At 47.8% G+C, this 21,060-nt stretch carries 19 protein-coding genes and 1 tRNA gene; 9 read left to right on the top strand and 11 right to left on the bottom strand.

The window, feature by feature from the left end; genetic code table 11:
- The first annotated feature begins 3 nt into the window (after window positions 1-3).
- Both MKY48_RS23705 and MKY48_RS23710 read left to right on the top strand, forming a co-directional pair.
- Window positions 4-885, top strand: coding sequence for a carbohydrate ABC transporter permease (locus MKY48_RS23705; RefSeq protein ID WP_076325790.1), 882 nt, complete (start codon window positions 4-6; stop codon window positions 883-885).
- A gap of 94 nt (window positions 886-979) precedes the next feature.
- A complete protein-coding gene (locus MKY48_RS23710) occupies window positions 980-3,352 on the top strand; it encodes an AraC family transcriptional regulator (RefSeq protein ID WP_339291209.1) in 2,373 nt (790 codons plus the stop codon).
- A gap of 287 nt (window positions 3,353-3,639) precedes the next feature.
- Here the strand turns inward: MKY48_RS23710 and MKY48_RS23715 are convergent, their stop codons facing one another.
- From MKY48_RS23715 to MKY48_RS23725, 3 genes are all read right to left on the bottom strand, one after another.
- Entirely contained in the window at window positions 3,640-3,993 is a 354-nt protein-coding gene (locus MKY48_RS23715) for a hypothetical protein (protein WP_339266741.1), read from the bottom strand.
- A gap of 342 nt (window positions 3,994-4,335) precedes the next feature.
- Window positions 4,336-5,934 (bottom strand): hypothetical protein, encoded by a 1,599-nt coding sequence (locus MKY48_RS23720; RefSeq protein ID WP_339291210.1) that lies wholly within the window; start codon window positions 5,932-5,934, stop codon window positions 4,336-4,338.
- A 21-nt stretch (window positions 5,935-5,955) separates the two neighbouring features.
- Window positions 5,956-6,273 carry a hypothetical protein gene (locus MKY48_RS23725; RefSeq protein ID WP_339291212.1) on the bottom strand — a complete coding sequence of 106 codons (318 nt, stop codon included), beginning with the start codon at window positions 6,271-6,273 and terminating at the stop codon, window positions 5,956-5,958.
- A 163-nt stretch (window positions 6,274-6,436) separates the two neighbouring features.
- Here MKY48_RS23725 and MKY48_RS23730 point away from each other — a divergent pair, with 163 nt between their 5' ends.
- Window positions 6,437-6,943, top strand: coding sequence for a MarR family winged helix-turn-helix transcriptional regulator (locus MKY48_RS23730; protein WP_076325786.1), 507 nt, complete (start codon window positions 6,437-6,439; stop codon window positions 6,941-6,943).
- 356 nt (window positions 6,944-7,299) lie between these two features.
- On the opposite strand, the gene MKY48_RS23735 is transcribed toward MKY48_RS23730, so the two are convergent.
- Window positions 7,300-9,954 (bottom strand): adenosylcobalamin-dependent ribonucleoside-diphosphate reductase, encoded by a 2,655-nt coding sequence (locus MKY48_RS23735; protein ID WP_339291213.1) that lies wholly within the window; start codon window positions 9,952-9,954, stop codon window positions 7,300-7,302.
- 412 nt (window positions 9,955-10,366) lie between these two features.
- Here MKY48_RS23735 and MKY48_RS23740 point away from each other — a divergent pair, with 412 nt between their 5' ends.
- The 3 genes from MKY48_RS23740 to MKY48_RS23750 all read left to right on the top strand — a co-directional run bounded on the left by MKY48_RS23740 (window position 10,367) and on the right by MKY48_RS23750 (window position 14,375).
- A complete protein-coding gene (locus MKY48_RS23740) occupies window positions 10,367-12,124 on the top strand; it encodes an SNF2-related protein (protein ID WP_339266747.1) in 1,758 nt (585 codons plus the stop codon).
- Between the two features lies 1 nt (window position 12,125).
- Window positions 12,126-13,088 carry a YqhG family protein gene (locus MKY48_RS23745; RefSeq protein WP_339291215.1) on the top strand — a complete coding sequence of 321 codons (963 nt, stop codon included), beginning with the start codon at window positions 12,126-12,128 and terminating at the stop codon, window positions 13,086-13,088.
- 144 nt (window positions 13,089-13,232) lie between these two features.
- On the top strand, window positions 13,233-14,375 hold the full coding sequence (locus MKY48_RS23750; RefSeq protein WP_339291216.1) for a hypothetical protein: 1,143 nt from the start codon (window positions 13,233-13,235) through the stop codon (window positions 14,373-14,375).
- A 235-nt stretch (window positions 14,376-14,610) separates the two neighbouring features.
- Here MKY48_RS23750 and MKY48_RS23755 read toward each other — a convergent pair whose 3' ends face one another.
- The gene (locus MKY48_RS23755; protein WP_076325781.1) at window positions 14,611-14,802 is read right to left on the bottom strand and encodes a YqzE family protein; all 192 of its coding nucleotides are present in this window, start codon (window positions 14,800-14,802) and stop codon (window positions 14,611-14,613) included.
- 150 nt (window positions 14,803-14,952) lie between these two features.
- Between MKY48_RS23755 and MKY48_RS23760 the strand changes: the two genes are divergently transcribed.
- Complete coding sequence (locus tag MKY48_RS23760; RefSeq protein WP_339291218.1) at window positions 14,953-15,756, top strand: N-acetylmuramoyl-L-alanine amidase; 804 nt, start codon at window positions 14,953-14,955, stop codon at window positions 15,754-15,756.
- A gap of 328 nt (window positions 15,757-16,084) precedes the next feature.
- Here MKY48_RS23760 and MKY48_RS23765 read toward each other — a convergent pair whose 3' ends face one another.
- Window positions 16,085-16,966, bottom strand: a complete 882-nt coding sequence (locus MKY48_RS23765; protein WP_339291219.1) for a divergent polysaccharide deacetylase family protein — start codon at window positions 16,964-16,966, stop codon at window positions 16,085-16,087.
- A 168-nt stretch (window positions 16,967-17,134) separates the two neighbouring features.
- A tRNA-Leu gene (locus MKY48_RS23770) sits at window positions 17,135-17,218 on the bottom strand.
- A gap of 181 nt (window positions 17,219-17,399) precedes the next feature.
- Between MKY48_RS23770 and MKY48_RS23775 the strand changes: the two genes are divergently transcribed.
- Entirely contained in the window at window positions 17,400-17,819 is a 420-nt protein-coding gene (locus tag MKY48_RS23775; RefSeq protein WP_339291220.1) for a hypothetical protein, read from the top strand.
- 84 nt (window positions 17,820-17,903) lie between these two features.
- On the opposite strand, the gene MKY48_RS23780 is transcribed toward MKY48_RS23775, so the two are convergent.
- The 4 genes from MKY48_RS23780 to MKY48_RS23795 form a co-directional block, all read right to left on the bottom strand.
- Window positions 17,904-18,233 (bottom strand): carboxymuconolactone decarboxylase family protein, encoded by a 330-nt coding sequence (locus MKY48_RS23780; protein ID WP_071221734.1) that lies wholly within the window; start codon window positions 18,231-18,233, stop codon window positions 17,904-17,906.
- 75 nt (window positions 18,234-18,308) lie between these two features.
- The gene (locus tag MKY48_RS23785) at window positions 18,309-18,527 is read right to left on the bottom strand and encodes a hypothetical protein (protein WP_076325776.1); all 219 of its coding nucleotides are present in this window, start codon (window positions 18,525-18,527) and stop codon (window positions 18,309-18,311) included.
- A 119-nt stretch (window positions 18,528-18,646) separates the two neighbouring features.
- Window positions 18,647-18,976, bottom strand: a complete 330-nt coding sequence (locus tag MKY48_RS23790) for a hypothetical protein (RefSeq protein WP_071221736.1) — start codon at window positions 18,974-18,976, stop codon at window positions 18,647-18,649.
- Window positions 18,977-19,187: 211 nt separating this feature from the next.
- Entirely contained in the window at window positions 19,188-19,757 is a 570-nt protein-coding gene (locus tag MKY48_RS23795) for a xanthine phosphoribosyltransferase (RefSeq protein WP_076325774.1), read from the bottom strand.
- Between the two features lie 250 nt (window positions 19,758-20,007).
- On the opposite strand from MKY48_RS23795, the gene MKY48_RS23800 reads away from it, so the two are divergent.
- The gene (locus MKY48_RS23800) at window positions 20,008-21,054 is read left to right on the top strand and encodes a hypothetical protein (RefSeq protein ID WP_339266762.1); all 1,047 of its coding nucleotides are present in this window, start codon (window positions 20,008-20,010) and stop codon (window positions 21,052-21,054) included.
- Window positions 21,055-21,060: the final 6 nt, after the last annotated feature.

Below are 21,060 nucleotides of genomic sequence, written 5' to 3' on the forward strand. Positions count from 1 at the left end.
GGTATGTTTCACAAACGCAGCCTGGGCGAATCGATATTTTCCGTCGTCAATACATGTTTCATGCTCCTGCTTTGCTTCGTCACGCTTTATCCGTTCCTATACGTATTATTCGCATCTTTAAGCGATCCTGCAGAAATCGCCCGATTTCGCGGCATGCTGTTTTTCCCGACCGGGTTTAATCTGGATGCGTATAAAGCCGTTATAGATAATCCCATGATTCTGACCGGCTACCGGAACACCCTCTTCTATGTTGCTGGCGGCACAATCATTAACCTATTCATGACAACGCTCGGTGCCTATGCCCTTTCTCGCCGCAACGTCTATTTCAACAATTCCATCATGCTCATCATCGTGATTACGATGGTGTTCAATGGGGGGCTGATTCCAACCTTTCTGCTGGTGAACAGTCTCGGCATGCTGGATACGCCTTGGGCTCTTCTCTTGCCCGGGGCTATCAGTTCATTTAACTTGATCATTATGCGAACCGCCTTTCAAGCGGTACCCGTTAGTTTGGAGGAATCCGCGCGGATCGACGGGGCCAATGATTGGATTATTATGAGCAGAATCATTGTGCCTCTTTCGATGCCCGTTATTGCCGTCATGGTGCTGTGGTATGCAGTGGGACATTGGAATTCATACTTTAGCGCATTGATTTATTTGCGTGATCGGGAGTTATTTCCTCTACAGCTAGTGCTCCGTGAAATTCTGATCTCGAATAGTACGGACAGTATGACGACCGATGCAGCAGCCACAGATCGGTTGGACATCGGGATCACGATCAAATATGCGACGATTATCATATCTACACTTCCAATATTATGCCTGTACCCGTTTCTGCAAAAGTATTTTGTGCACGGTGTCCTGATTGGTGCGTTAAAAGAATGATCATCACACGAATCGGTCATCCAACGAAGGGAGCAAGCTTGCTCTTCCCGAATTATAGGGATTGAGCAAGCTTTTCTATACTAGGAGGATCGCCATGTTTTCAATCATTCGAAGAAAGAATGCCGGAAGCAAAAGAAGGAGCCTATTCATCAGGATGCTCGTATCCAATTGTCTTCTGCTCCTGGTTCCCATCCTGATTTGGTTTGTGTTCTATACCAATATTGAACATATCATGAAATCCAATGCGGAACGGTCCAATCTCGGCATGCTGGAGCAGATGCGTCTCAATATAGACAGCAATTTTAAAGAAATTGAACAATTATCCCATCAAATTATACTCAATCCGAAGCTGCGTTATTTATTGGATACGGAACACAAAGACTTGTCAGAACGGTATCATTTGGTCCAGTTTACAAGAGATTATTTAAACATGCATTCGAGAATTACCAAGGATTTTGTGTACGATTTCTATATTTTTTTGGACCGAAGCGATTCTGTAATCAAACCGAATCTCGTAACCGATTCTCACAACTTTTATGATAAATATTATCGCTTTGAACATCTGACCCATGAAGAATGGCGTAAGCAGATGACTAGCTATCATAGTCAAACATACCTGCCGTCCTCCACCTTACAACGAAACGGCTACCTGAAGGATGACCCCATGCAAGTGATTACCTTTATGCAATCGTTGCCGGTCGAAGACACATCCAATATTAAAGGGAATCTTACGGTTCTGATCGATGAAACCAAGATTCACGAAATGACACGACAAATCGAGTCCGCAAACGGGAGTTCCGTTTATATCGTGAACCAAAATCATGAACTCATCAGCAGTACCCCTGGTGCAAGTCCGTTATCACACTCGATATTGAATGAACTGAAGTCGAACTCCGGTTTACGCAATTACAATCTGAACGGTCAAGATGTAACGGTATCATTCACAACCTCGGGACAAGTCGGATGGTACTATATTGCTGTGATGCCTTTGAATATATATCTACAGAAAGTGAAACAAATGGAGCATCTTGCGCTGTGGCTTCTCTTGCTATGTATCCTTGCGGGGAGTGCAGCTGCATATGGAATCGCGTACAGAAACTATTTTCCAATCAAGAGAATGATAGAGGCGATTCAGGCCGGAAAGTCTCATCCACGTAAACCTGCTGTGAATGAATTTGACTACATCCTGGAAATGATGAAGATTTCCTGGGATGAAGAAAGGCATATTAAAAACAAACTGACTCAACAACTGCCCATTCTTCGTTCTAACTATTTGCATCGTGTGCTTCAAGGCTACTTTGAACCTCCAGAGCAAATGAAACAGTCGCTGGAATTTATGGGCATCCATTTTCCATTTCCTCATTTTGCCGTCATTCTCGTTCAAGTGGACGACATGTCCCGGTTCGCACCGAACCAAAGTGAAAAACAATGGGCATTGGTGCGATTTATCATCTCCAATCTGGCTGAAGATTCAATCTACGAAGGCCATACGATACATACGATCGACTTGGAGAAAGACCGGCTGGCCCTGCTCGCTAATCTAATGCCGGATCAGATGGATCATCCGGCTTGCCGGGTGAAGGACATCGTATCCGAATTGCATCGCATGCTGGAGACTAGGTTCAAGCTGGAGATCAGCATAGCCGTAAGCGGCGTTCATAAGGGCCAGCATCAGATTGGGGAAGCCTATTTGGAAGCGGCTGCCGCCTTAGAGTACAGGATGGTCAATGGGCAGCTGTCGACCTTTTACTATCATGATATTCGCCAGAAAAAGCTGCAATATTATTACCCCGTCGAAACCGAGCTGCAGTTAATTAACTGTATTCGAAGCGGCGATACAGAGCAAGTTATCCAACTGCTCACACAGCTGTTCGATCGAAATTTTCGCGACGAATCCATCACTCCGGAGCTTGGGAGGTGCTTATTATTCAGTCTTGCCGGTACCCTGTTGCGTATCATGGCATCGGATTCGGATACGCTGGCCTACCGGAAGCTTACAGAAGGTGACATCCACCCTGTGCGATTCCTGGTTTCCTGTAAAACAACCGACGAAATGTTTGAAAAAGCGAAGGACCTGTATGTATCGGCCGCCGAATCGTTCAAACTGGAACGAAGCGATCACAATGAACAGCTCCTTCTGCAAATTCAAACCTTCATTCAAGCGAATTACGCCGATCCAAACATGAGCTTGAATATAGTGTCTGAGCATTTGCAGATCACGCCGCAATATATTTCACAATTTTTTAAAAGAGTGAGTGGACAGAACTTCAACGACTATCTGACTGTCGTACGCATGGATCACGCTAAGAAACTGATGTCGGATCCTGGGCTGACCAACGCACAGATTGCCAAGATGGTCGGTTATACAAGCGATACTGTTTTCATTCGGGTTTTTAAGAAGATCGAAGGCATTACTCCCGGTAAATATAGAGAAAGTATTACGAAATGTGCCGGATTAAATCAATAGGAATATATACCGCATTATTTTATATCGGCAGCACATCTCTCATTAAAAGACAGGATGTGCTGCATGATTACGGTCGCTTTTCTTGACGCGCTATCCGCCATTTTTCAATCCATGGGAGGGTTACTGCCAGGGATAGGCTACTTGATTAGTCCCCTCGCTACAGCCCCCATTGTGTTATAATTCTTCTAAAACTCCATTGTCAATTTTTTTGAACCGAGCCTTTTTCAATTAAAAAAATAAAACGGCCATACGATTGAGCTTGGCCGTTTTAATCTCTATGTCTTTTATTAATTGGCTTGATTCAAACTAACAGGTCCTAAACTACCATAAGACCCTTGGAATTGTCCTTTGAGGACATAAGTTCCAGGGCTAAGATAACCTACTGAATACTCGACAGGACTTGAAGAAGTTGGCCCAATATTCACGGTAGTCGTGAAGACTGTACTAAGTTGACCAGATGGTCCTTTCGAATAAAGCGTTAGATCAACGGTTTCATTCGTAGAACTCCATAGGCCAACACTTAATTTATATTGAGCTGGTTGGCTAACTGTCAAATCATGAGATGTTGCAGTATAGGCAGCAAATGCACTAGTAGAGAAAGAGAAGCACGCTAATAATAAGATTAGTACTACTTTTTTCATTTATTCACCTCCTTTCTTTTCTTCTTGATATAGAATGTCAGTAGAGAAAATATATGTAATGGTTAGATCATAAAGTAATATTTTAACTATTATACTAAAATAAATATTATATGCATATATATCGAAATTCTGAACAAAAAACGTTTGGTGTTGGTGGTACGGTTAATATATTGCAAAAAAAAAGCACCGATTCCATCTGCAGTGCAGAGGAACTGGTACTTTCCCCCCTGAATTTCATCGGATAAATTAAGGTTTATTCCAAAGTCCATTCTAAGGGGTGCACTTCAGGTACACCTGATCTATTTCGAGATTTGATTGGGGGTGTATTGCTTTTTAGATCTTTTAAGTTTGAAAAGGAACCAAGGTAGCCGTGTTAGCAACTCCAATCATCGTTATGATCAATGTATTCACCATTGCACCGAGCCAAATGTTTCCTGTCAGTTTGTATAGGCTTCGACTAATCATTGCCGCTGCAAATAATAAGAAAATAAAGGGAAGTAAAACCATGGGATAAAGTCTCGTCTCTTGCCAGAATGAGTTGCCCGTCATAAATAAAACAGCATACTGGATTCCATTGATCATCATGATTCCAAGCACATTTCCGAATCCAGCGACAATCATGTTTACTTTTTCAGACTTGATATTGCTGAAACTCAATTTGTTTATAAACAACGAGTTCGTCAGATAAAAAATGAAGAAGAATGGCAGGTAGTTCATCCACACCAAGAACTTATCTGAATGGAATGTAAATACCCCCAGTATCCATAATTTAAAATCAGCATTTAAGATGTATTCTGCCAAAAATACAACCGTAAAAAAGATTCCAAAGATACATAGAGCAAGAATAAAAGTCTTCATCAAGGGGTTCAGACCGATTTTTAATCCTAGATGTTGAATAGAAAGCTCAGCACTATTTCTTTTCTTCTGTCTATATTTCCAAATAACCAGGGCCAATCCAACAAGGCTATTAAAGATCGCCCATATCATAATATAGTTTGTAATCGGCTGGGGAAACCATTTTACAGACATGAAACTGGACGTGCTCTTAAAAATAAACCGGTCTAGTTTTAAGGCTACAATGACTCCAACTGCAGAAAACAGCCAACTAAGCAGCCAGCTTATCCAAAAAAGTCTGGTTTTCATTGTACTCTTTTCCGTTTGCATCGTACCCGTTAACGAACTTTTTTGTTCTTTTGTTAATTTTAACTGTCGGAAGTACGGAATTTTTAATAAGTAATAGGATGCCGGGTAAATCAATAGAAAGATGCCCAATAATCCGATAAAACTAAAAAGCTCTTTCCAGATCCATAGCTGATCGGTATTTTTTATTTTTGGCGAGAGCCCGAACGAATGGTTGAAAAAATCGACCGTTTCAGCAACTGTTTTTTGGGAAAAATGTGCCCACTCATGCGTTTGCTTAGGATTATGAACGACTCTCAGCGTCTGGCTTTCCGCATCCCCATAATATTGACCTACCTCAAAGCTTGACTGCTGTTCCTCTTTTGGAAAAATCGAGTTAATTGCGACTAAACCTTCAAGAGCATTGTTGGATAGATCACCATTTCCTTGGGACAAATCATAATTCCCCTCATCCAATTGACCATAAATAATTCCTAAGTTAGCGTGAATTTGGCTAAAAGCTTCTTCACTTGATAAACGGATATTTCCTATTGGCAGTCCTGCTGATACTTTATTCAAAGAATTTGCATATTCCAGTTCACGATCCGTAATGTCTTCTCCGCCTTCCGATTCCGGTGTTTTCGCTTTTTCCATTGCAGTATAATACTGTGAACCATAATGCATTAACGTCATCCATGTTGACATCCCCCCCATAGAATGTCCCATAACACCGATCCGATGGTTATCGATGTAATTCAGATTATGGTAGGCAAATTCCACTAGAGGTATCATTCCCTCCCCATTTGCAACAACTGCCTCCATTACCGGTTCACTCGCCGAGCTTTATTTTCCATGATAGTATGCATCGAATGTCATGACAGCAATTCCTCTTCGTGATAATTCAATGGCATTTACATTTTGCATATGTTTATTGTTTAGATAACCATGCTCGGTAATAACCAAAGGAACCTTGTTCTCTGCGCTCGATTGTTTAGGTTTATATATTTGTCCAGACAACCACTGTCCATGTTCAGTTGGAACCTTAAAATTAATAATTTCTGTCTTTCCAAAGGAAGTTTGCAAAAAACCAGATAAACAAACGCTTACAATAATCATAACGACAGACACAACAAATAACCTTCGTGTGCTCTTCTTCTCCATAAAACTCCTCCTCAAAATTAAAACAATATAGTTTCCTAAGTAAACTATATTGTTTTTATACTACACATAATAAGTGAAAGCAATATAGAATATATCCCTTTGTTGAATTTATTTTTTTTGATATAATTTTAAGAGCTAAATGAACAGGAAAAGAGTGATGTCTATGTCACTAGAATGGATGGGGAGAAATAGAATATTTGTCGAGAGGCTTGTAAAATTTGGTAATGCTTATGCGGACTCTTACAAAAAAGAGTATCCGTATAATACTCCTTTTTTATTTTCTGCTGCTCAAATTCAAGTACTAGAATATATATTGGAGAATGAAGATAAAAACCAAAATATGCTTGAAATTTCTAATCGGTTGGGAATATCTAAAAGCGCATTCTCAAAAAATGTTACAAAAATGGTGGAGAAAGGGTTTCTCGAAAAATACCATACCTCTGACAATAAGAAAAACATTATTATAAAGGCTACCCAAACAGGCAAAGAAGTATATGATCAATACGTACAATACGCTTATGAAAAATCCTTCAAGAAAATCTTTTCCCTGCTAGATGAAATCCCGGAGCAGTATATTCAGAAAATGGAAGCTATCTTAGATATCGCAGCTACGGCTACATCAGAAAAAACAAAGCAAAAGAAAGAGGTTAAACTCATTCGAATAGAGTAATAAGCGAAAACTTGGGATACAGCATATTAATTAATAGAAAGACATAAAAGTCAGCCTTTATTGGCTGACTTTTTTAATGAATGATATAGCATTCACTAATTGAGATATCATGTGTTCCAAGTCTAGGCAAATGACCGGTCTGTTCCACCATCATACAGAGCAACATAGGGGAGCTCCAACTGCTCCTCTCCCCTCCTATAACAACCGAGTAGGTAGGGCAGCTCCCCCTTCCACTCACACCACCGTACATGCTGGCCGTACGAAAAAAAGGAGATCCCCGCCTTCGCGGAAATCTCCAATGCCTTTAAAATGATCATTCATTATCTAATGTTTTCTAAACAAAGAGTTCAACTTCCTCACGAACACTTACTATACCCGCAATTCCCGCAAGTCTTGCATCCTTCGATGTTAATCAGAGACGCCCCGCCACAAGATGGGCATAGATCCAGCGACATGGAACTGCCGCCTGCGTGCGAACCATGTCCACCATATCCCGCGGCTATGGTCTCACTCCCGGCATCTGCATCAGCAGGCGCCATCGTGGCTGCGACCGGTGCCGGATCATGGTCATGATCCGCCTCGGCGTTGTTGGCCACATGCGTTTCGAGCGCCTTCGCCACGGCGTCGGCGATAGATTCCACGCGGTTGGCGCCGAAGCCGATCGCGCCGGTGCCGCCGATGCCCTTGAGGTGCTTGATCAGCAGCTCTACCTTATTACCGTGGTCCCCGTAACGGAGGAACAAGGAGCAGACGCGGCCCAAGGCTTCCGCCATCGCGAACACATCCGATCCGGCCTTGCCGACGTTCAGGAAGATTTCGCTTGGAATGCCGTCCAGATCGTTGATCGTAATGTACGCCATGCCAAACGGCGTGTTCATTTTATAGGTTGCGCCGCGCAGCACTTGCGGACGCTTCTTGTATTGTTTATCCAGCCCGCTCTTGCTCGGTGAGGCTGTCACTGCCACGCTTGCAGCCGCCGGCTCAACGCTCGCCGCATCCTCTGCCGCTTGGCCTGTCGCGCTTTGCTCCAGCGCCGTGCCCGCAGTAGAAGCTGTTGTCGCTTCGGCGGCCTTATCTTCTTTTTTCTCCGTCTGCAGCACCTGCACGTCACGGCTGCCGTCGCGGTAGATCGTTACACCTTTGCATCCAAGGTCGAATGCCAGCTCATACAAACGCTTTGTATCTTCAACCGTGAAGTCCGACGGGCAGTTTGCCGTCTTCGAGATGGAGCTGTCTACCCAGCGCTGAATCGCCGCCTGCACGCGGATGTGATCCTCGGCAGAGAGGCTCATCGCCGTGACGTAATAATCCGGAAGCTCTTCGCCCGGATGGCTGTCCAGCCAATCCTGGGCAATCGGCACGAACTGCTCGTCGAAGCCGAGTCGGCTTTGACGGAAGTATTTGAAGGCAAAGTACGGCTCGATCCCCGTCGACGTTCCGACCATGGTACCCGTGCTGCCCGTTGGCGCTTGGGTAATGACGGTTACGTTGCGCGCACCTTTTTTGCGTACCGCTTCAGCAACCTCAGGATATACCTCAGTCATATTTTTCATGAAACCGCTTTGCAGGTACAGTTCGGCATCGAATGCTTGGAACGAACCCTTCTCCTCGGCAATATCCGCGGAAGCGAGGTACGCTTCGCGAGCAATGAAGCCATACAGCTTATCCAGAAACTCCAGCGATTCCGGGCTGCCGTAACGGATGTTCAGCTTGATCATCAGCTCGGCCAGGCCCATCGTTCCGAGACCCACGCGGCGCTCTTTTTTCTGGTTCAATTCGTTTTCTTCAAAATGGTACGGCGTCCGGTCAATGACATTATCCAGGAAACGCACAGAGTAACGCGTCGTTGTCGCCAGCTCATCCCAGGCAACGTCATGATTCGCTTCATCATAGAACTTCGACAGGTTCATCGCGGACAGATTACATACGCCCCAGCCCGGAAGTCCCTGCTCACCGCAAGGGTTCGTACAGATAATTGGATTGAAATACCAGCTGTTGGACATCTGGTTATAGTATTCCATGAATACGACGCCCGGCTCTGCCGATTTCCATGCGGATTCGATAATCGTGTGCCAGACCTCGCGTGCTTTTACGGTTTTATATGGAATGATACGGTGTCCGGCTTTCTTCCATTTATCCAGATCCCCGTCCCACAGCTCATCATAATCAGGATCAGTAGTATCCGGGAACACCAGCTCCCAGTCCAGATCTTCCTTCACGGCCTTCATGAAATCATTGCTGACGCATACCGACAGGTTCGCATTCGTAACTTGTCCCATCGTCTGCTTCACGGTAATGAAATCCTCCACGTCCGGATGCCAATCGTTAATCATCAGCATGAGCGCACCCCGGCGGCTTCCTCCCTGCTCGATCAATCCCGTTGTATAACTGAACAATCCGCCCCACGATACCGCGCCGCTGGAAGAACCATTCACGCCTCTTACGATCGCACGCCGAGGACGCAGGGAAGACAAGTTAATGCCGACACCGCCGCCGCGAGCCATGATCTCGGTCATCTCGCTCAGGGTTTCCATGATGCCGCCCCGGCTGTCCTTCGGCGAAGGAATCACGTAACAGTTGAACAGCGTCAATTCATCGCTCGCACCAGCTCCAGCTGCAATCCGTCCGCCCGGTACCAGCTTCCAATCATCCAGAATCTCGCGGAACTTTCCGCGCCACTCTTCCTGCAGTTCCGGCGTTGCCTCAACCGATGACATGGCAGCCGCGAGTCGATCCCACATTTCTTCCGGCGTTTTCTCGATGGTTAACGTCAGTTTCTCCACATCCGATTCCACAAGCTCGCCCTTCCGTGTCTTCACCGTGACCTTGCGGCCTTCGCGATTCACGATTTCGCCAACTTCCTTGGTCGGAAATTTAGGATCATCCTTCGTCAAAACGAGCACCACATCGCCTACCTTCGCGTTGTTGGTGTCCGCATCCTTCCAGGCATACCGGTCCAAAAAGATCTTCTCGCTTAAACCTTCCAGCCGCTGATTCTGCATCGTACTCAAGAGCAACTACCTCCTATATAAGATATAAAATTAAAAAGTTCCGCAGTTATGCGCTCACCAACAACATAACCTGTTATGTAGTCGGTCAAACATCTAAAACCACTATATACACCATATATAGTGCTACCAATTCATTATACTACACTATATATAGGTTAACTATGCCGATAATGTGAAAATTAAGCCAACAGATCCAAGCTCCCGCTCGCAAGCTTCCGCTTTCTTCCTCTCGCTCTCTTTTTCACCCTTCCCTATGAAAAAAAAGGATGAAAATATCCAATTCCAGCAGCCGTGCGCCCTATAGAGTATTCCACGCCTCCCGAATTCGTGCAAGGTTATGAAGACTTCTTTTTTCGTCCATACTACATATACACCGCTGGCCCGGAATCTTTCACAACAGGAGGAGATCGACATGAACCATCAGCCATCTGCCGAATCAGGCATGATTACCGACCCACGCCTTCCCGTTCCACTGCAGATCGACCGTTCCTGGTTTGACGATCTCGCCGGTCGACTGGACAAGGGTGGACCTTGGGGTGACTATCGTCTGGCCCAACTTGCCGTTGAGGGCGAGAAATCCCGCTTGGTTACAAGCTTTGAAGAATTACAATGCCTTAAGCATCTTGGCGCCTTATCCCCGCTCCCCCATCAGACTGATACCGCCAGACGCGTATTGTTCGAGATGTCGGGCAGAGCGATTCTCGCCGATGAGGTGGGACTAGGAAAGACGATTGAAGCCGGTCTTATTTTAAAAGAATACATCGTGCGCGGTCTGGTATCCAAAGTGTTGATTCTCGTTCCGGCTTCCCTTGTGCTGCAATGGGTTCGCGAGCTGAACTCCAAGTTTGGCATTCCCGCGATTGCGCAGAAAAAAGCGTACTCTTGGGGGAATGATATCGTCGTCGCCTCCATGGACACGGCCAAACGCGATCCGCATCAGGAGATTCTGCTGAACGAGGAATACGATATGCTCATCATCGATGAGGCGCACAAACTCAAGAACAAGAAAACATCCAATTATCAATTCATTCAAAAGCTGCGCAAAAAATACTGCCTCTTGCTGACGGCCACGCCGGTGCAGAACGATCTCAGCGAGCTCTTCAATCTGATCACTCTGCTGAAGCCGGGCCAGCTCGGAGGCCAAGGGCAGTTTGCCGCTAATTTTGTTGTCGATAAACGAAGACCCAAGAACCAGGATCAGCTCAAGGATGAGCTGTCCAAGGTCATGATCCGTAACCGCCGCGGCGAGGGCGAAGTGAAATTCACCAAGCGATCCGTCCGCAATGTAGGGCTTAGCCTTTCGCCCGAAGAACAGTCATTATACGACGGCGTTACGTCCTTCGTCAAAGATCAGTATCAGGCAGCAGGGGGAAATTTAAGCAGTATGCTGTCACTCGTTACGCTCCAGCGTGAAGTGTGCAGCAGTCGCGATGCCGTCTTCGTGACTCTTGTTAATCTGTCCAAGAAGCTGCCCGAGGACTCTCCGCTGCGCGATAAAATCTGGGAGCTCGTCTATCTCATCAAGGCCATCAAAGCCAACACCAAGGCGGAAAAAACCATCGAGCTCATCCAGCAAATGAACGAGAAGGTCATCGTATTTACGGAGTACCGCGCCACGCAGGAATACTTGCTGAATTACTTCCGCGATCACGGACTGATCTCCGTACCGTACCGAGGCGGAATGAACCGCGGCAAGAAGGACTGGATGATGGATCTCTTCCGTGGCAAGGCGCAGGTCATGATCGCGACGGAAGCTGGCGGCGAAGGCATCAATCTGCAATTCTGCCACCATATGATCAACTTTGATCTGCCCTGGAATCCCATGCGGGTTGAGCAGCGGATTGGACGCGTGCATCGTCTCGGCCAGACCAATGACGTGAAGATCTACAACCTGTCCACGTCGGGAACCATTGAAGAGCACATCCTGAACCTGCTGCACGAGAAGATCAACATGTTTGAGATGGTTATCGGCGGACTGGATGTCATTCTGGAGCGGTTCGAGAAGAAGGAATCCATCGAGAAGAGTCTGTACAAAATCATGCTGGAGTCCGGCAACGACGATGAGCTCCGCCAGCGCATCAGCACATTGGGCGACTCGATTCACCATATTAAACAGGATATCGAGCAGGGAAGCACCGTCGAAGAAAATCTAAGAGAGGAAGAAGCCTAATATGACCATGACGCCGCAGGAGGTGCAGCAGCACTTCATGGCCTATTTGGAAGCCACCGAATGCACCGTCATTGAAAAATCGCCTGAGCATGTCACCGTGAAACTGTCACCGCAAGCCGACAAAATGCTCACCAACCGCCCGTATTACTGGGGCTTCGTGGAACGTACCGGCGCTCCCGCCGAAACGTTGTCCTTCAATTTCGTGTTTGATCCGGAGAAATACGACGAACGGCTTGCAAAGACCCAAGCAGCCGAGGCCAAAGCGCAGCTCGCGGCACCCGCGCAGGATCCCCTCCTGGCCCGCTTTTATGGGAATGCCCCAGTTCTGCCTATCCTCGGTCCCGGCCGCATTCAGCGGGAGAACATTGGCTACGGAAGCAGCCGGCTGGCCCAAATCTGGAATGCTTCCCGGGAGGAAGGCAAATGCGTCTACCTGTTCCAGCAGCGCGATACCGAGCCGCGTCCGAGAGCCCGTTCCACTCCGTATGAGCAGTGGCTGGGCGTCTGCTTCAAGGTGGAGTTCAGCTGTGATCTGAAGCGGGAGGAATTGTTTTTTCTCGGAATCTCATTATCTAGTCGTACGATTGCCCAAGACTTCCCGGCGATCCTGATTGGACGCGAACTGACGCCCCGCTTGCCCGAGAGCGTTCACGTCCGACCGGCGGCTCTTACGCTCGAACAGGCCGTAGATGCGCTGGAGAACCATCTTATCGACAAGATAAGCAAGCTGGACTATGACTGGGCCACCAAAGCAAGAGAACGTCTTGAAGAAGAACTGCTGGTGATCGACAGCTATTACGAGGACCTGCTCAAGGAGCAGGATGAAGAGAAAAAAGCGCTCATTGAGGAGCAATATAAGAACCGTCGGTCGGAAATGCAGTGGCAGTACGAGCCGAAAGTGAGCTTGTCCGTCATAACCTGCGGTCTATTTCATCTGTGTTCGCCTGTGGGTGCGTCATCATGACGCCCCTCTACAAAAGCAGGCAAAAAAAGAACCATTCTCCCTTCTCCTACCGCGACAGCTTGCAACAGCCTTTGCAGAGCTTGTCCGATATGATGATTTCAATACATCCACGGCGCGTAGGGCCAAGGAAAGGCGGTTAATGATTTGAAACAGTGGAACATGAAACTTCATAACCATGATGACAAGGATTGCAAGAATTCCCAGCCAAAATCACCCGATAACAAACAGACCAGCCGATATCGAGTGCTGTCTGTCTCTATGATCGTAACAACTATCCTGTGGTTCAGCTCGTTCCAGCCGCAGGCAAGCTTGGCTGCTTCTAGCCAAGCCGACGTTTCCAATTCTGCGAACAGCCCTAGTCTGACCAGCACCAGCACTCAGCTTACAGCGGATCATCATAGATCAGGCGTTTCAGATGTTAATCAGAACAAAGCCGTGGCTCAGGTACCCGGGAGTTTGATGGACTTTGCGGAGGAGACTGTCGCTCAATTATCGGCCCATGCGCCATTTACGACCTGGGATGAAGCCAAGCTCGAATTCACCCCGCTTGGTCCGGGAACGCACGGCTGGTTGGTCACGATTTCCGATGAAGGACTGCCGCAAGGATACATGATTATCAGTGCAGAAGAAGACGGTGGATATATCCTGAGTGAATACGGAATCGGCTCGACTCTTCCCTACAGCCAAGCGCCGTTGAAAGAACGGCTCTCTGCGGAAGGACTTGTGAAGGCCGGAGGATCATTGCCTCAAGGAAGCATCGTGCGCAAGCTGTATGACGTGTCCCCCGTCTGGCAGGTCCAGCTGCCCGGCAAGAAGCCGATTTATTTTAATGCACTAAATAGTGAAGCTCTCCCGGATGAGCCCCAGCAGACCCATTCAACGACGAAGCTGGTATCCGTATCTCTGCCTGCAACAGCCAAAGGACTCGTGGCTTCATCCACGTCCAATCATTGGTTTGCCGGCACTCCCTCCATCGCAACCGGCGACTCCATGGATCCTTACAATAATCTGCTGTGGCTGACCTCAAGCGAACTAACGACCCGAAGCAGCGCCGATCTGCGGAATTTACTACAAGAGCACTCCACCCTGATATTCAAGTCCAAAAAAGGCAATGCTGCTTACGGTGCACCTTTTAACTTAACCGGCTGGCATCGCTGGTCCCCGGCGAATCAGGAGAACCCGGCTGCGCTTTATGTGTCGGTTCCCTTACGGAATACAGACACTCTCCGTTTCTTGCCGGCATCCCGGTTAATCGGACAAGGTCAATTTTATGCTCAGCCGAAATGACACGGGTTAAAGCAAGCAGCCCTCATCCATGCAATATGCCATGACTGACAAAAGGACGCGGCCCTTTAACGGGCAGCGTCCTTTATATTTTCAAAACGGTTTATGGTTGTGCACTCAGCACTCACAAGGGTCTACTAGCCATTCAAAGCATGTTTCGAACCTGACATCGTGCGTAACAGGGAGCAATACGCACGATGTACAAAATGCGACTTCATGAAGGAACGTGCAGCAGCTGCTACTTTGCCCTTTTTTTGCGCTTGGTGGTTACATCTTCTTTCCATAGCGACATGGAGAACGGAATCATGCCGAACCACCTTGTGGTCCAGGATTCCTTCACCTTCGCCTTGCGCCGAACGTCCTTGGGTGTATCTATATAATGAACTACGCGCTCGGTAATGTACTTGATTAAATCATCGCCGCTAGCCATATGAATCAACTCCTTATGGTTTATCCACATCCCAATATCAGTTTGCTCCATTTCGATCGATTCTAGACGCACGTATTTGAACGGCATGATTTTTCCGCTAAATGCACATTCTAATAAAGCCGAAATTTTACGTGAAAGAAGGAATCCATCATGGTTAAGGCAGCAGGGGTGTGGATGCTTCTCTTTACGCTGGCATTCCCGGGTTCTGTCACCGAAGCCTGTCCAGTGAGGAAGCATGCCATGACGCATCCCGCAAGAACCGTTCATCAGACATCGATACAGACAGTCCGGCTTACGTCCGAAACGCCGGAATCCACCCACTCCTCAGGTCAGGAAATCGACCAGTCCGGGCTCCGGCACCTGCACCCTTTTGCACATGATGTCGTTCTGATCGATGTGGGTCATGGCGGTATTGACGGCGGTACGTCGTATGGGGACATTCTTGAAAAAGATATTAACCTGGCCATTTCACGCAGACTGTTCATGCTGCTTCGCAAGGAGGGTTATCATGCCGTGATGAATCGTGATGCCGATTACGCCCTTAGCGACGACAACCGCTGGCACCGAAGCTCCTCCAGACACCGCCGGGATCTGTCGCATCGTAAACAACTCAGCAGCGAGATTCCGACCAAGCTTGTAGTCAGCATTCATGTGAATTGGGGAAAGAACTCCTCCAAGCGCGGAGGCATCGTCCTGCATCAATCCGAGGGACGGAGCACCTTACTTGCGGACACCATCCAAGAGCAGTTGAATCTGGTTTACCGCAACAACAATGGCATCATGATAGGCAAGCCGTATTATCTGCTGAATCAAACCCAAGTACCCGCCGTCATCGTTGAAACGGGTTTCCTCAGCAACATGGAGGACCGGAACTTATTGACCAGCCGCAATGGTCAAATGCAGATTGCCGAGGCCATTGCCGACGGGATTATCGGTTATTTAACGGCCCTGTAGATTGGGGCTGTTTTTTGTTTTCTTCCTACCCGGCTCAGTAGCCAACACGATTCGGAACGGAAATCATCTGTTCGGGACCTTTTAGGGATATTCCGATTACGCACAGCGCGTCAGCAGCAACATTAGCGAGATCATTCACAGCATGCGTGGCCGCTGCCTCAACATAAGTACAGCCTTCCATACAGGGAACGGAATCACCGGGTCCTTGTCTGGAAGGCTATTTATTTTTTATGTCTATACAAGATATGGGCTGACCTTTGTCGGATAACCTTTTATCGTCCAGTTACTCACAACATGGCAAAAAATTGCTATCGGTGCTGCTATTGCACTAATACGCAGGCAGCGGATTCGGTCGCCAGCTTGATCGTTCCCTTACCAGATCGCTGATACCTACAAACTCCACCTTCGCCTGCAGTTTAGGAATGCTTCCTTTTAGCGCTTCTGCCGTGCGGATTCCATACACTCCAACGTGGCCTATTGCAATGCAGGAAGTTCTCTCTTCCGCATGCTGTGCTGCGGTCTGCAGCTGCTTGCTCACGTGCTGAACGGTATGAACGTCATCCAGGAAGATATCGTTGGCGATGGATGGCATCCCCTTCTCCGCTGCCAGTTTGCCAACCACACTGTAGTAATTCGTCTTGCTGTCGATAAAAAACAGCCCTCTCTGCCTGCATACGTCGAGTACGATGGACATGACTCGTTCATCCCCTGTAACCTTGGAACCCATATGATTATTAATCCCTACAGCGTAAGGAATTGAATCAATGGCCTCTTCCATGCGTTTACGAATCTCCTCATCGGTAAGCGAGGTTAAGATGGCACCCGGTCCAAGCCAGGAAGCTCGCCCCTGCTTAGGCTCCATGGGCATATGGATAATCACGTCATGGCCTTGCCGATGCGCGGCCTCGGCCTCCTTCACGCTTGTGGGCAAAAAAGGCATCACAGCGACCGTGATTTTGACAGGCAGACTGAGCATTTCCTGAGTCCCTTTCTGATCATTGCCAAAATCATCGATGATAACGGCTAGCTTATTCGTTTTCTTTTCCTGGCCGGGTCTGTTGCGCCCGGATTCTTCGTGCACTTGGTTTGGCTCCTGACGTGACAGATCAGTCCAAGCAACCATCCCTGCACCATAGCCTATCTGTGGTCCGTTCACGATCCCCCATACCATACACAGCAGGATCACCGAATTTTTATATACCTTCCGCATCTTGACGCCCCTTTCCATCCTATTCATACATACCTAACCGTATTGTTTGAGTAAAGTTGATCAAATATGTAAGTCAGAAAGTAAATGTTGCCGGTTTGCCGTCCAAATTTCAACACAAAAAAGCTCGTAAACTGCTAAAAAGCAAGTTTACGAGCTTCTTCATAAGGATGCGGTCGAGAGGACTCGAACCTCCACGGGGGTTAGCCCACACGGACCTGAACCGTGCGCGTCTGCCAATTCCGCCACGACCGCGTATCATCTTCATCGCTTATAGGAGACAAGCTCTTATCAGCGGCGACAAGATATATAATATCACGCCAGGTAAATCGAGTCAACACTTTTTTTGAACTTGATTAAAAACCTGTTTTCCGGTTAAAATAAGAACATAAGTTCCTACCCGATAACCACTTTCTGTATAAAGGCGGTGATGTTGATGGCCATACCGGCTGTTACGACAGAAGAACGAGCATTGATCAAGAGTTACCTGCTGCTGATGTTCATCCATAAGGTGTTTGAAAGGGATTGCCGAATCATTCAGGAGAGCGGTGTCTTCAAGAGCCCGCAATTGTATGTAGAGGTTGTGGGGAACGGAGCCAAGCGTGCTGCTGTGCTTCTTCGTGAGGTGAAACAGGAATTCACCAAGCGGGCGATCAAGGTGTATGATATTGGGCAAAACCAGGATGGAATCCAGGCGCGATATGCATGCCGGGGTTACATTGGTTCGATGAACATTCTATGGCCATCCTTCCGTGAGGAGATGATGGACCGCATGCGAGCCTATCTTGGGCTGGTCTCGCCTGAGACCGAGTCCTCCGAGCAAGCCCATCCTCCTGCCGCTGTTTCTGTCCGCTAAATCGCCGCCCTTTAAACAGAGAATAACCGTCTCCCCCACTGAACAAGAATGCTCCGGTTGAGACGGTTATTGGTAACACGTGAATCAATGAAGATTATGCTGCACGCGGGTCAGTCCCTGCGAGAGAGCATGTCCCGCACTGGCGGCAGACGCCACGGCTACAGCCTCCATTATCTGTGCATCCGAGGCTCCCTTCGCACGGGCTTCCTCCATATGATAGAAGGTGCACAGCTCGTTATTGGCAAACAGTCCGATCCCGAGCGCGATCAGCTGCTTCGTTCGCTCATCCAGCTCGCCATCCTGAAAGCAAACGCCGGTGAACTGATGATACGCCTCTGCCATCTCCGGCATGCTCTGCTTCAAATTCAGAATTTCATTCTTATAAGCCGAGACCTTGTCATTGGACATTTCCATAACCCAAAGCAACTCCTCCACAAAAATTTGATGCGAGGTTAAGTTGTCCGACAAGTTCGAGATCTATGCCTACTCCTACTCTTCGATCGGGCTTACTCTTGGATCTTTTTTAAGCTGGTAGCTGTAGCGGCGATCCAGTTTAACGACCCGCCGGTTTCTACGGCGTATTATGACCTGCTCCGGGTCCCAGGCGACGACAAAGCCTATAATATCATTGGTCTCCAAGCCATCTCGCACAACCCGAACCAATTCGCCGGAGAGCCGCAGCTCATCGAGTCTTTCATCGCTAATCATCACCATACCTCCTCCATAAACCTACTCTGCAAAAAAAGACCTAAATGAGATCATTTAGGTCTTTTGAATGCGTTGCGATATCGATAAACATCCCGACTAAGAGATGTTCTATATACCCATTAACGCTGTGCCGGCTCGATGCTGTCATTCTTCTCGTACCAAAAATCCAGAACGGTTGAAGACATGACACGCTTCTCGATATATTCTACCTGCTGAGGCGTAAACTGTTCCTTCCATTCGAAGGAAACCTCCTCACACAATCCGGCAATCGTCAGCAGTTCTGACCAGGCAACATAGCGTTTGTACCAGAAAAACTGAGGATGTTCAATCATATAGGGATATAGATCATCAAACTCCGTATGTTTACAATCCAAAGCACGTTCAAAATGTACCTTTGCTTCATTCAGCTTCTCGATCAAAAACGGCTCGGTTACAGGTTGTTTCCCCATGGTGCTGCCTCCTCTCTCTTGCCTACCTCTTTATTATAAGCGAAAATCACGGAGGCGAAAAGATTTTGTTGTGATTTTAGGCAGAAATCCGATGAACATTGACTACGAATTGCCATTTTTCCACTTCCCCAAAGCTAGGTGGAATCGTTCATGACTTAAGGCCTAATCCGTCGTTGCTCTATCGCTAACATGCCAAAGAAGATGCTAAGTTTTAGCTGAACGTAATCTTGCCGTCCTCAAGCGACGAGATGGTAACAAGCGATTCCACATGAACATTCTGTTCGCGCAGCGTTCGCGCTCCGGCCTGGAAGCTCTTTTCAATCACAACGCCAAGCCCGATTAATTCCGCCCCTGCTCGTTCAATAATTTTGATCAGGCCTCTTGCAGCGTCCCCGTTCGCGATAATGTCATCAATGAAGAGTAACTTATCCTCTTCACCGATAAACTGGCGCGATACCATAATGTCCGTGACAATGCCCTTGGTAAAAGACGGAACACGCTCACATAAGGCGTCTGGATCGGCGAGCAGCGTTTTTTTGCGCCGGGCGAATACCATTGGAACTCCCAATTCCAGCGCCGCGGCAAAAGCAACAGAAATGCCGGAGGATTCCAGCGTTACGACCTTGGTCACACCGCTTTCTTTAAATCTCACCGCGAATTCCCGACCCATATCCATAATTAATGCCGGATCTACTTGATGCGTCAGCAAAGCATCCAGCTTCAGCACCTGATCCGACAACACGACACCTTCTTTGATGATCCGCTCCTTCAACCAATCCATCCAAAAGACCTCCCACGATTCCTTTGTCGTAAAAGTACCATATTCCACTCTATACGGCAAGTACAAACGGGGACTCCGTCATTTAACTGTACGATTCTCGTCACAATTCCTGACATGGATCTCCGCTACCTGGCACTAACCCTTGTCACGCCTCTGGCAAAGGACCTGGACAGGTAGGAGTCATGTCCCAGCTGAGCCAAGCATACCTTGTACTATGCAGAACGATTAACTTTCAAGGGGGATGCGGGGCTTGCGTAAATCTATTCGTGTTTTACAGATCGCCTTTACATATATCGGAACCATCGTCGGCGCTGGCTTTGCGACCGGACGGGAAATCCTTCAATTCTTTACCCAATATGGACACTGGGCTACACTGACCATTCTGCTTACGACAGGATTATTTATTTGGCTCGGCACGAAAATCATGACGATATCCAGGCAGATCGGGGCCAAATCCTTTGAGGACTTGAATAAATTTCTGTTTGGAGAGAAAGCCGGCGTCTGGATCAGCCTCTTTATGTTTGTCATTCTGCTCGGGGTGAACAGCATCATGCTTGCCGGCGCTGGCTCTGTTTTTGTGGAGCATCTGAACATGAGCTATCAGACCGGGCTGTTTGTCACGATGATCGGAACCTATTTCATTCTCAGAAAAGGCATCCAGTCTATCATGACGATGAACAGTCTTGTCGTGCCCATGATGCTGACCTTATCGCTTGCGATTATTTCTCAGACGATTCAGACGCCGGGGGCCACCCGTTTCTTAACCTTGACTACGGACCATAGCCTGCCTGCTGTTTGGCTGGCGCCCCTGCTCTACACCGCATTTAATCTGGTTATGGCGATGCCGGTGCTGGTCCCACTCGGCAGCCAGACCGAAAGTGCGCGCACCGTAACCTGGGGAGGTATCATTGGAGGTACGGGCGTAGGGTTTATGCTGATGGCAGCACATTTTGCGATGTCCGCCCACATGCCCGGCGTCGCCCAATTCGAAATCCCGATGGGCAGCATCGCCAACCAGCTGGGCTGGCTCGTGCAGATCATCTATCTCATTCTGATCTTCCTTGAAATTTTCAGCACCTTCGTGGCCAATATCTACGGTATTACCCTGCAGGTTCAGCAGCGAACCTCGCTCTCGCCCAGAGTGATTACCCTTGGCATTATGGTGTTCTGTTATTTCTTCAGCCAGTTCGGGTTCAGTTCCTTGCTCTCTCTCCTCTACCCGATGTTTGGGGGAATGTGTCTGCTCTGGGTGCTCCGGCTAACTTTGTTCGGAACCCCCGATATCAGGGGAAAATAAAGGGGC

The sequence above is a fragment of the Paenibacillus sp. FSL W8-0187 genome (assembly GCF_037969755.1).
Lineage (GTDB): Bacteria > Bacillota > Bacilli > Paenibacillales > Paenibacillaceae > Paenibacillus_AQ.

Excerpts from the sequence above, each read along its gene's own strand:
- MKY48_RS23775 (WP_339291220.1), top strand. The coding sequence starts at position 17,400 with ATGGCCATACCGGCTGTTACGACAGAAGAACGAGCATTGATCAAGAGT.
- MKY48_RS23730 (WP_076325786.1), top strand. The coding sequence starts at position 6,437 with ATGTCACTAGAATGGATGGGGAGAAATAGAATATTTGTCGAGAGGCTT.
- MKY48_RS23745 (WP_339291215.1), top strand. The coding sequence starts at position 12,126 with ATGACCATGACGCCGCAGGAGGTGCAGCAGCACTTCATGGCCTATTTG.
- MKY48_RS23795 (WP_076325774.1), bottom strand. The coding sequence starts at position 19,757 with ATGGATTGGTTGAAGGAGCGGATCATCAAAGAAGGTGTCGTGTTGTCG.
- MKY48_RS23725 (WP_339291212.1), bottom strand. The coding sequence starts at position 6,273 with ATGGAGAAGAAGAGCACACGAAGGTTATTTGTTGTGTCTGTCGTTATG.
- MKY48_RS23785 (WP_076325776.1), bottom strand. The coding sequence starts at position 18,527 with ATGATTAGCGATGAAAGACTCGATGAGCTGCGGCTCTCCGGCGAATTG.
- MKY48_RS23740 (WP_339266747.1), top strand. The coding sequence starts at position 10,367 with ATGAACCATCAGCCATCTGCCGAATCAGGCATGATTACCGACCCACGC.
- MKY48_RS23765 (WP_339291219.1), bottom strand. The coding sequence starts at position 16,966 with ATGCGGAAGGTATATAAAAATTCGGTGATCCTGCTGTGTATGGTATGG.
- MKY48_RS23720 (WP_339291210.1), bottom strand. The coding sequence starts at position 5,934 with ATGGAGGCAGTTGTTGCAAATGGGGAGGGAATGATACCTCTAGTGGAA.
- MKY48_RS23780 (WP_071221734.1), bottom strand. The coding sequence starts at position 18,233 with ATGGAAATGTCCAATGACAAGGTCTCGGCTTATAAGAATGAAATTCTG.
- MKY48_RS23705 (WP_076325790.1), top strand. The coding sequence starts at position 4 with ATGTTTCACAAACGCAGCCTGGGCGAATCGATATTTTCCGTCGTCAAT.
- MKY48_RS23790 (WP_071221736.1), bottom strand. The coding sequence starts at position 18,976 with ATGGGGAAACAACCTGTAACCGAGCCGTTTTTGATCGAGAAGCTGAAT.
- MKY48_RS23760 (WP_339291218.1), top strand. The coding sequence starts at position 14,953 with ATGGTTAAGGCAGCAGGGGTGTGGATGCTTCTCTTTACGCTGGCATTC.
- MKY48_RS23755 (WP_076325781.1), bottom strand. The coding sequence starts at position 14,802 with ATGGCTAGCGGCGATGATTTAATCAAGTACATTACCGAGCGCGTAGTT.
- MKY48_RS23710 (WP_339291209.1), top strand. The coding sequence starts at position 980 with ATGTTTTCAATCATTCGAAGAAAGAATGCCGGAAGCAAAAGAAGGAGC.
- MKY48_RS23715 (WP_339266741.1), bottom strand. The coding sequence starts at position 3,993 with ATGAAAAAAGTAGTACTAATCTTATTATTAGCGTGCTTCTCTTTCTCT.